This window comes from Pantoea hericii, assembly GCF_014155795.1.
GTDB classification, from domain to species: Bacteria; Pseudomonadota; Gammaproteobacteria; order Enterobacterales; family Enterobacteriaceae; genus Pantoea; species Pantoea eucalypti.
The window spans coordinates 1-14,039 of record NZ_SCKV01000005.1 but is presented as its reverse complement, the minus strand read 5'-3'; the positions used below and the strand labels follow the sequence as shown (position 1 = coordinate 14,039).

17 protein-coding genes are annotated in these 14,039 nt (G+C 55.2%); 6 read left to right on the top strand and 11 right to left on the bottom strand.

From position 1 onward, the window contains the following. Positions 1 to 124 precede the first annotated feature (124 nt). Complete coding sequence (gene luxS / locus H7K52_RS11935) at positions 125 to 640, top strand: S-ribosylhomocysteine lyase (RefSeq protein WP_003849049.1); 516 nt, start codon at positions 125 to 127, stop codon at positions 638 to 640. A 61-nt stretch (positions 641 to 701) separates the two neighbouring features. Here the strand turns inward: luxS and H7K52_RS11930 are convergent, their stop codons facing one another. Together H7K52_RS11930 and H7K52_RS11925 are read right to left on the bottom strand one after the other, a co-directional pair. After that, positions 702 to 1,988 (bottom strand): HlyC/CorC family transporter, encoded by a 1,287-nt coding sequence (locus tag H7K52_RS11930; RefSeq protein ID WP_003849047.1) that lies wholly within the window; start codon positions 1,986 to 1,988, stop codon positions 702 to 704. A gap of 15 nt (positions 1,989 to 2,003) precedes the next feature. Continuing rightward, positions 2,004 to 2,804 (bottom strand): cytochrome C assembly family protein, encoded by an 801-nt coding sequence (locus tag H7K52_RS11925; protein WP_003849045.1) that lies wholly within the window; start codon positions 2,802 to 2,804, stop codon positions 2,004 to 2,006. Positions 2,805 to 2,971: 167 nt separating this feature from the next. Between H7K52_RS11925 and ffh the strand changes: the two genes are divergently transcribed. The 5 genes from ffh (at position 2,972) to rplS (ending at position 6,483) form a co-directional block, all read left to right on the top strand. Next, positions 2,972 to 4,333, top strand: a complete 1,362-nt coding sequence (ffh, locus tag H7K52_RS11920; RefSeq protein ID WP_003849043.1) for a signal recognition particle protein — start codon at positions 2,972 to 2,974, stop codon at positions 4,331 to 4,333. Between the two features lie 142 nt (positions 4,334 to 4,475). Beyond that, positions 4,476 to 4,724, top strand: a complete 249-nt coding sequence (gene rpsP / locus H7K52_RS11915) for a 30S ribosomal protein S16 (protein WP_003849041.1) — start codon at positions 4,476 to 4,478, stop codon at positions 4,722 to 4,724. Positions 4,725 to 4,742: 18 nt separating this feature from the next. Continuing rightward, the gene (rimM, locus tag H7K52_RS11910; RefSeq protein ID WP_003849039.1) at positions 4,743 to 5,291 is read left to right on the top strand and encodes a ribosome maturation factor RimM; all 549 of its coding nucleotides are present in this window, start codon (positions 4,743 to 4,745) and stop codon (positions 5,289 to 5,291) included. 35 nt (positions 5,292 to 5,326) lie between these two features. Then, entirely contained in the window at positions 5,327 to 6,091 is a 765-nt protein-coding gene (trmD, locus tag H7K52_RS11905) for a tRNA (guanosine(37)-N1)-methyltransferase TrmD (RefSeq protein ID WP_003849037.1), read from the top strand. A gap of 44 nt (positions 6,092 to 6,135) precedes the next feature. Beyond that, positions 6,136 to 6,483 (top strand): 50S ribosomal protein L19, encoded by a 348-nt coding sequence (rplS, locus tag H7K52_RS11900; protein WP_003849035.1) that lies wholly within the window; start codon positions 6,136 to 6,138, stop codon positions 6,481 to 6,483. 159 nt (positions 6,484 to 6,642) lie between these two features. Here rplS and H7K52_RS11895 read toward each other — a convergent pair whose 3' ends face one another. The 9 genes from H7K52_RS11895 to H7K52_RS11855 all read right to left on the bottom strand — a co-directional run bounded on the left by H7K52_RS11895 (position 6,643) and on the right by H7K52_RS11855 (position 13,958). Further along, the gene (locus H7K52_RS11895) at positions 6,643 to 6,861 is read right to left on the bottom strand and encodes an ogr/Delta-like zinc finger family protein (RefSeq protein ID WP_163640339.1); all 219 of its coding nucleotides are present in this window, start codon (positions 6,859 to 6,861) and stop codon (positions 6,643 to 6,645) included. A gap of 93 nt (positions 6,862 to 6,954) precedes the next feature. Continuing rightward, positions 6,955 to 8,133 (bottom strand): phage late control D family protein, encoded by a 1,179-nt coding sequence (locus tag H7K52_RS11890; RefSeq protein WP_182630081.1) that lies wholly within the window; start codon positions 8,131 to 8,133, stop codon positions 6,955 to 6,957. Beyond that, positions 8,130 to 8,657, bottom strand: a complete 528-nt coding sequence (locus H7K52_RS11885) for a phage tail protein (protein ID WP_182630080.1) — start codon at positions 8,655 to 8,657, stop codon at positions 8,130 to 8,132. Before H7K52_RS11885 ends, H7K52_RS11890 begins: the two co-directional genes overlap by 4 nt. 3 nt (positions 8,658 to 8,660) lie before the next feature. Further along, positions 8,661 to 11,123 carry a phage tail tape measure protein gene (locus tag H7K52_RS11880; RefSeq protein WP_182630079.1) on the bottom strand — a complete coding sequence of 821 codons (2,463 nt, stop codon included), beginning with the start codon at positions 11,121 to 11,123 and terminating at the stop codon, positions 8,661 to 8,663. Continuing rightward, positions 11,113 to 11,238 carry a GpE family phage tail protein gene (locus H7K52_RS11875; protein ID WP_111207766.1) on the bottom strand — a complete coding sequence of 42 codons (126 nt, stop codon included), beginning with the start codon at positions 11,236 to 11,238 and terminating at the stop codon, positions 11,113 to 11,115. Before H7K52_RS11875 ends, H7K52_RS11880 begins: the two co-directional genes overlap by 11 nt. 32 nt (positions 11,239 to 11,270) lie before the next feature. Next, positions 11,271 to 11,549, bottom strand: a complete 279-nt coding sequence (locus H7K52_RS11870) for a phage tail assembly protein (RefSeq protein WP_182630078.1) — start codon at positions 11,547 to 11,549, stop codon at positions 11,271 to 11,273. Positions 11,550 to 11,607: 58 nt separating this feature from the next. After that, on the bottom strand, positions 11,608 to 12,117 hold the full coding sequence (locus H7K52_RS11865; RefSeq protein ID WP_182630077.1) for a phage major tail tube protein: 510 nt from the start codon (positions 12,115 to 12,117) through the stop codon (positions 11,608 to 11,610). 12 nt (positions 12,118 to 12,129) lie between these two features. Beyond that, complete coding sequence (locus tag H7K52_RS11860) at positions 12,130 to 13,299, bottom strand: phage tail sheath protein (RefSeq protein ID WP_182630076.1); 1,170 nt, start codon at positions 13,297 to 13,299, stop codon at positions 12,130 to 12,132. 80 nt (positions 13,300 to 13,379) lie between these two features. Further along, positions 13,380 to 13,958, bottom strand: a complete 579-nt coding sequence (locus H7K52_RS11855; RefSeq protein WP_031594562.1) for a recombinase family protein — start codon at positions 13,956 to 13,958, stop codon at positions 13,380 to 13,382. Positions 13,959 to 14,039 lie beyond the last annotated feature (81 nt).

Sequence of the window (14,039 nt, the reverse complement as noted above, 5' to 3'; positions counted from 1 at the left end):
AATTAACATCTCTGTTGTCAGGGATGATGATGATAACAAATGCGCGTCTTTCATATATTCAGACGTTGGGCGAACAGAAAAGTTTCATCGTTTTAAAAAAAATTCTCAGAACAGGAGGTGACGTATGCCACTACTGGACAGTTTTACCGTTGATCACACCATCATGGGCGCACCGGCAGTCCGCGTTGCGAAAACCATGAAGACTCCGCATGGCGATACGATTACCGTTTTTGACCTGCGTTTTTGCCGTCCGAACATTGATATCCTCACTGAGCGTGGCATTCATACGCTGGAGCATCTCTTTGCCGGCTTCATGCGTGATCACCTGAATGGTGACGGTGTGGAAATCGTCGATATCTCGCCAATGGGCTGCCGTACCGGCTTCTACATGAGCCTGATTGGTACGCCAGACGAGCAGCGCGTTGCGAAAGCGTGGAAAGGGGCGATGGAAGATGTTCTGAAAGTGAAAGATCAGAACCAGATCCCTGAGCTGAATGAATATCAGTGTGGCAGCTACAAGCTGCACTCACTGGATGAAGCGCAGCAGATTGCCCGCAATGTGCTGGCGCATGAGATCGGCGTAAACCGTAATGACGATCTGAAACTGCCTGCTGAAAAGCTGAAAGAACTGCACATCTAGTCAGGGCTTCTCTGCTAAAAAAAACGCCGCATCATCTCGATTGCGGCGTTTTTTTATGGCTTCAGGAACCGACCGATTTTTTCAGCGGCGTCTTCGGCGTGATGCGCACCTGTTTAATCATATTATCCTGCACGTCCAGAATATCGACGTTGTAGTTACCAATCTGAACACGTGTGGCAATAGAAGGGATCTCCTCCAGCGCTTCCAGCAACATGCCGTTGATGGTACGCGCTTCCTGCTCTGGCAGATCCCAGTTAAAGGCCTTATTGATTTCGCGCACGCTGGCACTGCCTTCAATCAGCACGGAGCCATCATTCTGCGGCATCACTTCTTCCGCCAGCGACGGTGACATGGAGGTAGTGAAGTCACCGACAATCTCTTCCAGAATGTCCTCTATCGTCACCAGCCCTTTGATGTCGCCATATTCATCCACCACCACGCCCGCTTTCTCTTTGTTGCGCTGGAACTTCACCAGTTGGGTGTTCAGCGGCGTTCCTTCGGGAATGTAGTAGATTTCATCGGCAGCGCGCAGCAGCGTTTCTTTAGTGAACTCTTTTTTCTCCGTCATCATGCGCCAGGCTTCACGCACACGAAGCATGCCGACGCAGTCATCCAGTGAATCTCTGAACAGCACAATGCGCCCATGAGGTGAATGGCTTAGCTGGCGCACGACTGACTTCCAGTCATCGTTGATGTTGATACCAACAATCTCATTACGCGGCACCATAATGTCGTCAACGCTGACTTTCTCCAGGTCGAGCACGGAGAGCAGCATGTCCTGGTTACGGCGTGACATCAGGCTACGCGACTCATAGACAATGGTGCGTAACTCCTCTTTGCTCAGCGCTGAGTTAACAGAGCCGTCAGAGCGAATACCTGCCAGGCGCATCAGCAGCCGGGTAATGGTGTTCAGCAGCCAGACCAGCGGTAGCATGATGTATTGCAGCGGAGTAAGTAAAAAGCTGCTCGGATAGGCCACTTTTTCCGGATAAAGGGCCGCCACGGTTTTGGGTAACACTTCAGCGAAGACCAGCACCACGAAGGTCAGCACGCCGGTTGCAATGGCGACACCCGCATCACCATACAGACGCATTCCGACAATAGTGCCTAACGCGGAAGCAAGGATGTTGACCAGGTTATTACCAATCAGCACCAGACTGATCAGACGATCCGGGCGGCGCAGCAGTTTTTCGACACGTCGAGCTGCGCGATCACCATTTTTAGCCTGATGGCGCAGTTTATAGCGATTCAGTGTCATCATGCCGGTTTCAGAGCCTGAGAAATAAGCTGAAACCAGTACCATGATGCAGAGAATAATAATCAGCGTGGTAGTTGAAACATTCTCCAACGCAAAACTTCCTTTTTAACGAGAACCAGGGACAAGTAGATGCTGCAGGATGCGGCTGCCGAAGTAAGCCATGGTCAACAGCACCGCACCGCTGCAGTTAAACCAGACGACGCGGCGACCACGCCAGCCTTCATGATAGTGCCCCCAGAGCAAAACGATATAAACAAACCACGCGATGATCGAGAGCACGGCTTTATCGACGTTTTCTGCGCTGAAGAGATCCTGCATATAAAACAGACCGGTGCAGAGCACCAGCGTTAACAGCACGACGCCAACCTGGGTGATGTGAAACATCTTACGTTCGATGGTCAGCAGCGGCGGCATATCCTGGGTGAACGCCAGTCGCTTGTTTTTTAACTGATAATCGATCCACGCCAGCTGCAGCGCATAAAGCGCGGCGATGATCAGCGTTGCATAGGCGAACAGCGACAGGCCGATGTGGATCATCATGCCTGGCGTAGTTTCCAGATGCGTGATGAACGCATTGGGGACAAAGGTGGCAAAGGCCAGATTGATCAGCGCGAAGCTATAAACAATCGGCAGCAGTAGCCAGCCACGGTTGCGTGACGCCACAATGGTCATGATGGCGCAAATCAACAGGCTGACCAGTGAACCAATGTTAAGCAGGCTTAAGTTCTGTCCGCTATCAATAGCAAATATGCGTTGCTGCAAGGCCACCGCGTGTGTCACCAGCGCCACACAGGCAGAGAGCATCGCCATTCGCCGCCAGCCGCCGTTACGTTTCAACAGGCTGGGAATGATCAGGGCAAGACTTAAGGAGTAGGCGAATAGCGCCACTATCGCGAAAACGAACATAGATCCTTTCAGGTTCAGTCAGATAAGGAAAAAGGCAGTATAGCGCCAGCCGAAGCAGGCTCCAAACGATCTGAGGGGCAATTGCAGAGATCGCCGAGGCTTCGTGTTATAATCCGCCGCATTCTGCCGATCAGGCGCCTCGCGATCTTTTTTTTTAGTGAGAGACCATGTTTGATAATTTAACCGATCGTTTGTCGCAAACCCTGCGAAATATCAGCGGCCGCGGAAGGCTGACTGAAGAGAACATCAAAGAGACCCTGCGTGAAGTGCGCATGGCACTGCTTGAGGCTGACGTTGCGTTGCCGGTGGTGCGTGACTTCATCAACCGTGTGAAAGAGAGCGCGGTCGGTCATGATGTGAATAAAAGTCTGACGCCAGGTCAGGAGTTTATCAAAATCGTACGTAACGAACTCGTTGCGGCGATGGGTGCAGAGAACAACGCACTCGACCTGGCAGCACAGCCACCAGCCGTGGTGCTGATGGCGGGCCTGCAGGGTGCCGGTAAAACCACCAGTGTTGCTAAGCTGGGTAAATTCCTGCGCGAGAAGCACAAGAAGAAAGTTTTAGTGGTTTCTGCCGACGTCTATCGTCCGGCGGCAATTAAACAGCTGGAAACGCTGGCACAGCAGGTTGGCGTGGATTTCTGTCCGTCCGATCTCAGCCAGAAGCCGGTCGATATCGTCAACAATGCGCTGCGTGAAGCTCGTCTGAAGTTCTACGATGTGCTGCTGGTGGATACCGCCGGCCGTCTGCACGTTGACGAAGCAATGATGGACGAAATCAAACAGGTTCATGCGGCGATCAAGCCGGTAGAAACCCTGTTTGTGGTCGATGCCATGACCGGTCAGGATGCCGCAAACACGGCAAAAGCCTTTAATGAAGCGCTGCCGCTGACCGGTGTTATTCTGACCAAGGTTGACGGTGATGCACGCGGTGGTGCGGCGCTGTCAATTCGCCATATCACCGGCAAACCGATCAAATTCATGGGCGTCGGTGAAAAGACCGAAGCGCTTGAGCCATTCTACCCGGAGCGTATTGCTTCGCGTATCCTGGGCATGGGTGACGTACTCTCCCTGATTGAAGATATCGAAAGCAAAGTTGACCGCGATCAGGCGGAGAAACTGGCTAAAAAGCTGAAAACCGGCGACGGTTTTGATCTCAATGACTTCCTTGAGCAGCTAAAGCAGATGCGCAACATGGGCGGTATGGCCAGCCTGATGGGTAAACTGCCGGGTATGGGACAGCTGCCAGATAACGTAAAGTCGCAGATGGATGACAAAGTGCTGGTGCGCATGGAAGCCATCATCAACTCGATGACGCGCAAAGAGCGTGAGAAACCAGAAATCATCAAAGGCTCGCGCAAGCGCCGTATTGCTACCGGTTCCGGTATGCAGGTGCAGGACGTTAACCGCTTATTAAAGCAGTTTGACGACATGCAGCGTATGATGAAGAAAATGAAGAAGGGCGGTATGGCGAAAATGATGCGCGGCATGAAGGGTATGATGCCGCCAGGTTTCCCTGGCCGCTAAAGCGTTCCACAAAAAAGCCCGAAAAGGCACGGTTTGGGTTGCTTTTTTCGCCAAAATGAGTAAAATTTTCGGGCTTTTTATACAGCACCCGGACCCCGTTCCTCGATGGGGGCCGGGTGTTTTATTAACTGAAGAGGATGTTATGGTAACAATTCGTTTGGCACGTCACGGCGCTAAAAAGCGTCCGTTCTATCAGGTCGTCGTCACTGACAGCCGCAATGCACGCAACGGTCGTTTCATTGAGCGCGTTGGTTTCTTCAACCCGATCGCATCTGGTCAGGCTGAAGGTCTGCGTCTTGATCTGGATCGTATCGAGCACTGGGTTGGCCAGGGCGCAACGCTTTCTGACCGCGTTAACGCGCTGGTCAAAGAAGCTAAGAAAGCAGCTTAATCTGTCACGGTGGTGAGCATGAGCAGACAACTTGCCGCACAGCCTCCTGTTAACCCAATTGTGTTGGGTAAGATGGGAGCCGCCTACGGTATTCGCGGCTGGCTCAAAGTGTTTTCCTCCACTGAAGACGCTGAAAGCATCTTCAACTACCAACCCTGGTTCATCCAGCGCGCCGGTAAATGGCAGCAGGTCGAACTGGAAGGTTGGAAGCACCACAATCAGGACCTGATCATCAAAGTCAAAGGCATTGAAGATCGGGATGCGGCGGCTCAGTTAACCAATTGCGAAATTCAGGTTGACTCGACGCAGTTGCCATCGCTGGAAGAGGGTGACTACTACTGGAAAGACCTTATGGGCTGCCAGGTCGTTAACCTTGAAGGCTACGAGATGGGTAAAGTCATCGATATGATGGAAACCGGCTCGAACGACGTTCTCGTCGTTAAGGCAAACCTGAAGGATGCGTTCGGTGCTCAGGAGCGGTTAATTCCGTTTCTTGATGAACAGGTTATCAGGAAAGTCGATCTCTCTACTGGCGTCATTGAGGTAGATTGGGATCCTGGTTTTTGATCTCCGAATCGAACGGTAACGTAACGGCGAATACAATGTGGATTGGTGTTATTAGCCTGTTTCCAGAAATGTTTCGCGCTATTACCGATTACGGGGTAACTGGCCGGGCTGTAAAAAACGGTCTGCTCAGCATTCAGAGCTGGAGTCCTCGTGATTTCACTCACGACCGGCACCGTACCGTGGATGATCGTCCTTACGGCGGCGGACCGGGAATGCTGATGATGGTACAACCCTTACGGGATGCCATCTCCGCAGCGAAAGCAGCGGCAGGTGAAGGGGCCAGGGTGATATATCTTTCACCTCAGGGTCGCAAACTGGACCAACAGGGCGTTTGCGAACTGGCGGCACGGGACAAGTTAATTCTGGTCTGTGGCCGTTATGAAGGGATTGATGAGCGCGTAATCCAGACCGAAATTGATGAAGAATGGTCAATCGGTGATTACGTTCTCAGTGGCGGGGAACTGCCAGCGATGACGATGATTGACGCAGTCGCCCGGTTTATTCCCGGCGTACTCGGCAAGCAGGCGTCAGCCGATGAGGATTCGTTCTCTGAAGGTTTGCTGGATTGTCCGCACTATACCCGACCTGAAGTGTTAGACGGCGTGGAAGTCCCGGCAGTATTACTGTCAGGTAACCATGCTGATATTCGCCGCTGGCGTCTGAAGCAGTCGCTAGGCCGTACCTGGCTGAGAAGACCTGAACTTCTGGAAAACCTGGCTCTGACTGAAGAGCAAGCAAGGTTGTTGAATGAGTTCCAGCGGGAATCTCAGCAGCAACAAAACGATGATGTGGAAGAGTAAGCTCTTCCCCGACTATCAGTTTACCCAGGATATGAGATTTAATTATGAGCAACATTATCAAGCAAATTGAACAAGAGCAGATGAAACAGGACGTACCTTCCTTCCGCCCGGGTGATTCCGTGGAAGTGAAAGTATGGGTCGTTGAAGGTTCTAAAAAACGTCTGCAGGCATTCGAGGGCGTGGTTATCGCTATTCGTAACCGCGGTCTGCACTCTGCATTCACTGTTCGCAAAATTTCTAACGGCGAAGGCGTTGAGCGTGTATTCCAGACTCATTCACCTGTAATTGACAGCATCGCTGTTAAACGTCGTGGCGCTGTGCGTAAAGCCAAACTGTACTACCTGCGTGAGCGTACTGGTAAGTCTGCTCGTATTAAAGAGCGTCTTAACTAAGGTATCGCTAACGCGACATCTAAAAGTTAATATATATCAGGGGGTTAGCGATAAGCTAACCCCCTTTTTTTGCTCATTGTCCACGCATTGCCTACATGGAATTATTATTGTGGGCATTCCTGACTACGGCCATAAAAAAACCCGCTTTCGCGGGCTTCATTAGTGGAGCAGAGAGGGTTGCTGCTCATGGCTAGTATGTAATGGCACTCTGTTGATTTGACCTGGCTCTACAATTATTCCGGCTACGCTTTCGTGTGTCTTGAATGTGCAGCTGCAATTAATATTCTGACACTGGTGATAGCGCTCTTTTGTAACGCGGGAGATGTACCGACTACTTTTAGCGTGGGCGGCGGTCTGGCACTTTGGGCAATGCATCATTTATGGCTTTCCTTGAGCAAACGAAGCGAGCAGCTTTTAGGCTATTCTGCATTTGTAAGATTAATAATGCAAATTTAAGTTTCGTCCTATTTCTTAATTTTCATCATCATCTACGTCATTGTCATCGGCGGTGTATTCAACATCTGAAAGCAGCACTTCAAACTCAAGCATGGTTGTGTATCCACTGCCGCTCAGGCTATGTGTAACCTTGCTAATAATCCACGGCTGCGCATCGATCACGGATTTAAAGCCGCTCACCCTGACCGGCGTTTCCGGGTACAGATCAGCGCGCCCCATTGCAAGCGTAAGCGAGAACTCAGCGACGCCGCGCTGCAGCTTATCCCACTTTGCTTTTGCTGCCCGCATCGCGGCTGCTTTCGATGCATACACGGTCGTCAGCGTGAATATGTTGTCTTCCGTGCCAGCCAGATAATCCCCCTCGCTGGCCTCCGGCGTTTTGGTCGCGGTCGTCTTTTTCTTTTTAGCAGCCGGGTGCTCCAGCGCGCGCAGATGCTTTTCTTTCGGCTTGCGCTTTACCTTAACTTTCTTAGGCTTAGGGTCTTTGGTATGCAGCCAGCTTGCCGAGACGCCAGTGTATGCGCCACGGTCGGCAATGCTGAAGCTGTGCCGGTCACCATCCTGCCGCGTGATCGTCATCTGCGGGATTGGCTTTCCGCTGGCGGTGACGCCGTTACCGGGCTTTATAAACAGAAGCCGCCCGGCCTTCACAGCTGCAACCGCGCCGTACAGCGTGGCGAGCCGCGTCAGAAATTTAGCGTCAGTCTCCTGCGTCTGGTCGATGTGAGCCACGGCAATTCCGGCGAATCCATCGGCCAGCATGGGCTTTAGGTTATTGCGCGCGGCTATCTGCGTGACGACTTCCCCCAGGGTCGTGTCGTGATAGGACACCTCCCGGCGGGAATTGAGCGAGCCACGAAAATCGGCACTGCGGGCGCGGATTGTCATGGTGTCCGGCGCGCCGTGGTGCTCTACCTCGTCAACGGTGAAATTGCCTTTTCCGAAAAGCGTCTGGCCTTTCCAGCCGAGAAACAGCGTTATCACTGCGCCGCGTACCGGCATCGCCAGCTGCCCGTCGGCGTCGTCCAGCTCAATATCCAGCTGGTCAGCCTCAAAGCCGCGATTGTCGGTCAGCGTCATCGAGATAAGACGATCCCGGATGTTGGTTGTGACGTCATTAGAATTAACCTTCAGCATGAAATCCGGCGTCAGCCGCGCCCCGGCCAGCACCGGCAGGCTGCTAATCCCGATCATCCGAGCAGCCCCCCTGCAGTTGAAATCAGGCTACCGGCCGCCGACTTCACGCCGTTAATTGCTGACGTGAGCTGCCCTGGCAGACTGGCGGAGCCGCTGATAAGCCCGTCAGCCTGTTTCTTCAGGTCGCCAAACATCGAGGTAAGCGACTCGTCAACGCGCTTCAGGCTCAGGGTAAACATGATTTTGCTGGCCGTGCCGTTGGGGTAAAACTCGCTGAAGGTGTTAGAAATACTCTCGATCACGTACATGCCGTAAATCATGCCGCTGCCGCCAATCAGCGGCCACGCTGCCCCCTCGTCGGCCATCAGGCGGATTGTCATCAGCGACAGCGAGCCGCCCGTGATTTCCGGGCGCAGCTCCCCGGATAGCGTAATTTTTTCATCGCCCGGCCCGATAAACTGCGCCGCCGGACGCTGCCCGAACCGGCTGTTAGTGGGCCAGCGATAGTCGATATTCTGCTGCATATCCCCGTAAGGCAGGGTCTGTCGCATAAACGGCATCATGCCGTAAATCATCATCATCGTTTAATCCTCCCAGCCCATTTTGCTGCGGTTCTGTGCCTGCCGGTTGCGCTGCTCTTTAGCCTGGTGCTGCGCCATCAGCGCCATTGCATCGTCTTTGGTCATGCCCTCGTGCATGTTGATTTCATACTGATAGGTATTCTGGCTGCGGTCGGTGAATCCGCCCCCGGCTGACGGTGAGGAAACCGGGCGGTAAGGCGCGCCACCATAGGCGATGTTGTACTGCAGCCCGCCGGTATCTGCGCCCGCGCCGCCGGTTGCTACCGGATCAGGCGACGGCACCTTGTCTTTCAGGCCATCGGATTTCGTATCGATAATGCCGAGCTTTTCCAGCACCCAGTCAATGCCGCCCATCAGCTGATCGAGTGCGTGACTTGGAATTTTCAGCGCCTCGGCCAGCATGTTGCCGAACTTCTTACCCATGTCTCCGGCGGCGGCGAGTTCGGTCTGCGTGGATTTCACCGGCTCCAGCAGTTTGCCGAACCAGTCCCAAAGCTCTTTGACCTTGCCGCCCACCCAATCAAACACCGGCTTTAACGAACCGAAGGAATCACTGATCGGCCCCATCGCAGCGGTGAAGCCTTCGGCCATGCCTGCAATAAAGGCGCTGATGGGTTCCCAGTATTTGCGCACCAGTAGCGCCCCGGCCACGATTGCTGCCGCGACGGCCACAACCGGCAGCGTGATAGCGCCGAGCGCGGCCGTAATCGCTCCGCCCGCGATGCTGAATGCCGTGCCGAGGAAGCCCGCCCCGGCAATCAGGGTATTCACGCCCGCAATCACCGGCCAGGCTACCAGCCCGATTGCGCCCAGCGCCCCGGCTAACATCAGCCCGCCCATTACCACTTTTGCGATACCGCCCGCCAGCTCCGGGTTAGCCTTAATCCAGCCATCCACCTTGAGCAGCAGCGCCGCCGTGTCCTGGGTAAGCGTGCGCAGGCTGCCGTCATTCTGATCAAACAGGTCGGTGCCGATAGCCTCATAAGCAGACTGCAGCTCTTTCAGATCGCCGCCGAGATTATCCTGCATGACCTGGACCAGTTCGGCGGTTTTGCCATCAGAGGCTTTAAACGTGGCGGTCAGCTGATCAAGCTTTCCAGATGAGGCGGCGGTCATCAGTACGGCGGCCGATGAGCTGGCCTCCTCGCCGAAGATGGTTTTCATGTACTCGGCGCGCTGGCCCGTTCCCAGCTTGTTACGATCAAAGCTCGCCTGCATTTCTTTCAGGATGGTGAAGATCGGGCGGGTATTTCCTTTGCCGTCTGCCGTTTTAATTCCCAGCTCTTTGATAGCCTTGAAAGATTCGCCGGTAGGAGCCTGCAGCCTGCTCAGCACGGCGCGGCTTCCCGTACCGGCCATTGAGCCGGTTATTTTGGCATCGTGCAGAGCGCCGACCATCGCCGCCGCCTGCTCGATGCTGACGCCCGCGTTTTTCGCTACCGGGGCGACGTAGGTCAGCGCGTCACTCAGCCCGTCAAAGTCAGCGGCCGTTTTATTCATTGTCATCGACAGCACGTCGCCGATGTGTGCCACCTTATCGTTTGAAAGCTGGAAGGCTGACTTCATCCCCATCAGCAGCCCGGCGTTTTCCTCCATCGTGCGCTTGTTTGCCAGCGCCATGTTGAGCGTAACCGGCGTAACGGCCTGAACGGCATCGGCATCACCGCCGCCTTTGGCGATAACGATTTGCGCGCCTGCGGCATCATCGGCAGAGGCGGCCGTTGTATCGCCGAGCTGACGCGCCTGCGCACGCAGGGCTTTCATTTCCGGCGATTCTTTTCCCACGCCGAGCACGGCCTGCAGCTCGGAATTTTTCTGTGCAAAATCAAACCCCGGCATCAGGAGCGAGGTTGCTGCCATGCCGCCAACCGTGGCAGCACCGATACCGGCCGCGCCCATGTTGCGCACCTTACCCGACAGCTCCTGCCCTTTACGGTAGCGTTCGCTGGTCTGGTTCAGCCGCTCCTGCTGTGCATTAAGCCGCTGCAGCTCCATTTTCTGCCGACTTAGACTGACGGTTGCCTGCGCCGAGGCGGATTTCAGGCGCTGCTGCTCGCTGCTCAGGGCTTTGGTTGAAATCCCCGCCGCATTAAGTGCCTCGCGCTGCTGCTGCACCGAAAGGCGCAGGCTGTTGGTTTTGGTCTGCAGCTCTGCCGCCGCCTGCCGGGCCTTTTCCAGTGCGCGGGCCTGCTGCGTGGTGGGGCGCTCCGTGTTTTTAAACTGCACGGCCAGCGCGGCCGCCTCCTGCTTCGCGTCCTTCAGGCTCTGCTGCGTGACGGCCAGCTGCGCGCTGGCCTTGCGGAAGCCGTCAATTTTTCCGGCCTGCGCGTCCAGCTCCTTAATCGTCGTCTGCGTCTGGCGAATGTCTGAAGACAGATTTTTAGCGGCGGTCTGCACGGCTTTGAAGGGGCGCGAGGCTTTGTCTACCGCGTTCAGCAGCACCTGCACCTTGAGGTTATTGCTCATCCGGGGTTGCTCCGCTGCGGATAAAGGCTTTATGCCGCCAGTCCATCAGCTCGGCCAGCGGCATGTCGTACATCTCGGAGGGTTGCCAGTGAAATATCGTGGCAATGTCGGCCATCAGGTCGTTAACCGTCAGGCCGTGCGGCCAGTCTATTCGTCCGACTTCGACTGCAAAAAACCGATCACCTTTCCGCCCAGCGCAATCAGGTCTACCGGATCAAGGGCATTACACTCGGCCTTTGTCAGCGCTGGCAGGGTAATGCGGGGCAGCACGGTCAGCAGGGCGTCAACGTCCGACTGGCACAGATCGGCCAGGCGCACGCCGCGCAGGCTTCCGGCCGTTGGCTTAATCAGCTCCACGCTTTTGATTTCGGTTTCGCCGCGCTGCAGCGGGCTTTCAAACTCAACAACGTTATCTTTCTTTTCCATGATTGTTCTCTGTTCACTGTAGTCAGGTAAAGCCAGCGGCGGGCGCTGGCGTCAGGGTTTATACCAGGCCGAGGTTTTTACGGCGCTGCTCAAGCCGGTCAACGCCGTTGACATTCTCCACCATGTTGATGGTGTCGATTTCGATCAGCTCTTTGCCGTTAAAGGTCAGCTTGTAATAGGTATTTTTACTGGTGATTTTGGTTTCGGTGTCTTCGCCCTGTTTGGCTTCGCCGAAATCAAACGACTGATGCTTACCGCGCACTTCAATCTCTACCGCGATTTCCTCGCCGGTATCGTCGCGCTGGTAAGAGCCGGTAAAGCGCAGGGGAATGTCAGACGCACCCCACTGCGTGAGTACCAGCTCATCAATGCCGCCGATGCTCCACTCAACATCGAGCGCGTCATCTTCCAGACCGTTATCAATGAAGGCCGCGCCGCTCATGCCGCCCGCGCGGAACGGGTCGAGCTTGCGCGCCAGCTTCGGCAGGGTCACGGCGGTGACGACGCCCTGATAGCTGTTGGCGTTGTTGAAAAGGTTCATGCCCTTCAGTTTGCGTGGCAGTGCCATTTATCCGGCTCCTCAGCTGTTCACGGATGCGGCGAAGTTCGCCAGATAGGTGTCGGTAATGCGCTGGCGCAGGGTTAAATCTTCCAGCGGCGGAACCGGCGTATAGTCGTAATCGATAAAGAGCTTGCCCGCCTTCAGGGTGTCTTTATCGTTGGCGCTTTCGTCATACCAGGCCGATGCACCCAGCAGATAACCGGCGTTAACCAGCTCGCGGAATTTCGCATTGATGCCCGCGATAATCTCGCGCACCAGAACCGGCGTCAGCGGCTTATCAACCGCCCACATGTGCGCCTCAGCCATCGTGTCGGCCAGCACCTGCGCGGTGCGGGTGTAGTTTTCAAACTGAAACAGCGGGTCATCGCTGCAGGTGCGGTTGCCCCAGAAGCGGAAACCGTCTTTACGGATCAGCGTCGTAACGTCGGCCTCGTTGAGCAGGTCGGCGTCTGTGCCGGTCTGCTGCAGATCCCAGAACACTGATGCGGAAATGCCGGTCACGCCATTAACGCCGACGTTAGACAGAGTTTTATGCCAGCCTGTGTCATTGTCGATTTTGGCGCGCAGGCCCAGCGCGCGGGCAGTGGCATAGGCCGTGTCGGATTTGCTGGTCGCGGTGTTCCACGAAAGGAAATCAGGCCAGATAACCATCAGCTCACGCTGGCTGAAGTTCTGGCGATACAGGCGGGCTTCGGAAATGGTTTTACATTCCCACGCTGAAACATAGGCGAAGGCGCGCAGCTGCTGCGCAATGCCGGCAAGCGCGGTTGCCACCGCCAGTGAATCCAGCCCCGGCACGCCGAGAATCCGCGGCTTGACGTCGAGCTGGGTCTGCGCGGCGAGCAGCGCTTTCATGCCGGTATACTGGCCGTTTTCATCCGTGCCGCCGATGATATTTGACGTAGTTTCGGCTTCGTCAGCTCCTTCAGCGACGCGCACGACGACGGTCACGGGTTTTGACTGGTCGGCAATAGCCTGCAGCGCAGCGGCGAGCGTGCCTTTTTTACCTGCTTTGCCGACAGCACCCTGCACGTTGGTGATAAGGACTGGCGTATTAAGCGGGAAGGTTGCCGCGTCCGCATCCTGCGCTGTGCAGACCATGCCCACGATTGCGGTTGATACGGTTGTAATGGTGCGCGTGCCGTCGTTGAGTTCGACGACGCGGACACCATGATGATAATCAGACATCTGATGCACTCCGTTTTGAGGGTGTGCTCAGGGTGTCAGGTCAGGTTTTGCAGTGCATCTGATGGGGGTTTGCTGGTCTGTCAGCAGACAGAATTAATAATCTGGCGCTGCCTGTCGGCCGGAATGTACCGGTAAAGGGTTTTTACTGATACCTCCAGCACAAGGGCAATCTGCTGCAGTGTTGCGCCGTTCGCCAGCATTCTTTCAGCGCGGCCGATAACGTCCGGCGTCATTACGCGACGCCTGCCGCCGATGCGCCCTTTATCCCGTGCAGCAGCCAGCCCGGCGCGCGTGCGCTCTATTATCAGCTCGCGCTCCATCTCAGCCAGCGCCCCCATGACGTGAAAGAAAAACCGGCCCATCGGCGTGCTGGTATCAATGCTGTCGGTCAGGCTGCGGAAGTTAACGCCACGTTCTCGCAGCTCCTCCGTCAGCATGACCAGATGGCGCATACTCCTGCCGAGCCGGTCGAGCTTCCACACAATCAGCGTATCGCCAGGCTGCAGGCAGCGCAGCGCCTTTTTCAGTCCCGGCCTTTCACTCGTTTTACCGCTTATCCTGTCCTCGAAAATCAGCTCACATTCTGCGCTTTGTAGCGCAACCCGCTGTAAATCCGTGTTCTGGTCATTTGTTGATACCCGAATGTAACCAATCAGCACCCTGATTTCTCCGCAAATGGCCGCAAGTGTGCCAGCGCGGCACGGCGCAGGGCCAGGCGTTTGTTTCTCAGAAACCTCGGT

Excerpts from the sequence above, each read along its gene's own strand:
- H7K52_RS11880 (WP_182630079.1), bottom strand. The coding sequence starts at position 11,123 with ATGAGCAATAACCTCAAGGTGCAGGTGCTGCTGAACGCGGTAGACAAA.
- H7K52_RS11895 (WP_163640339.1), bottom strand. The coding sequence starts at position 6,861 with ATGATGCATTGCCCAAAGTGCCAGACCGCCGCCCACGCTAAAAGTAGT.
- H7K52_RS11870 (WP_182630078.1), bottom strand. The coding sequence starts at position 11,549 with ATGGAAAAGAAAGATAACGTTGTTGAGTTTGAAAGCCCGCTGCAGCGC.
- H7K52_RS11925 (WP_003849045.1), bottom strand. The coding sequence starts at position 2,804 with ATGTTCGTTTTCGCGATAGTGGCGCTATTCGCCTACTCCTTAAGTCTT.
- H7K52_RS11860 (WP_182630076.1), bottom strand. The coding sequence starts at position 13,299 with ATGTCTGATTATCATCATGGTGTCCGCGTCGTCGAACTCAACGACGGC.
- H7K52_RS11875 (WP_111207766.1), bottom strand. The coding sequence starts at position 11,238 with ATGGCCGACATTGCCACGATATTTCACTGGCAACCCTCCGAGATGTAC.
- trmD (WP_003849037.1), top strand. The coding sequence starts at position 5,327 with ATGTGGATTGGTGTTATTAGCCTGTTTCCAGAAATGTTTCGCGCTATT.
- rimM (WP_003849039.1), top strand. The coding sequence starts at position 4,743 with ATGAGCAGACAACTTGCCGCACAGCCTCCTGTTAACCCAATTGTGTTG.
- ffh (WP_003849043.1), top strand. The coding sequence starts at position 2,972 with ATGTTTGATAATTTAACCGATCGTTTGTCGCAAACCCTGCGAAATATC.
- H7K52_RS11885 (WP_182630080.1), bottom strand. The coding sequence starts at position 8,657 with ATGATGATGATTTACGGCATGATGCCGTTTATGCGACAGACCCTGCCT.
- rplS (WP_003849035.1), top strand. The coding sequence starts at position 6,136 with ATGAGCAACATTATCAAGCAAATTGAACAAGAGCAGATGAAACAGGAC.
- rpsP (WP_003849041.1), top strand. The coding sequence starts at position 4,476 with ATGGTAACAATTCGTTTGGCACGTCACGGCGCTAAAAAGCGTCCGTTC.
- luxS (WP_003849049.1), top strand. The coding sequence starts at position 125 with ATGCCACTACTGGACAGTTTTACCGTTGATCACACCATCATGGGCGCA.
- H7K52_RS11865 (WP_182630077.1), bottom strand. The coding sequence starts at position 12,117 with ATGGCACTGCCACGCAAACTGAAGGGCATGAACCTTTTCAACAACGCC.
- H7K52_RS11890 (WP_182630081.1), bottom strand. The coding sequence starts at position 8,133 with ATGATCGGGATTAGCAGCCTGCCGGTGCTGGCCGGGGCGCGGCTGACG.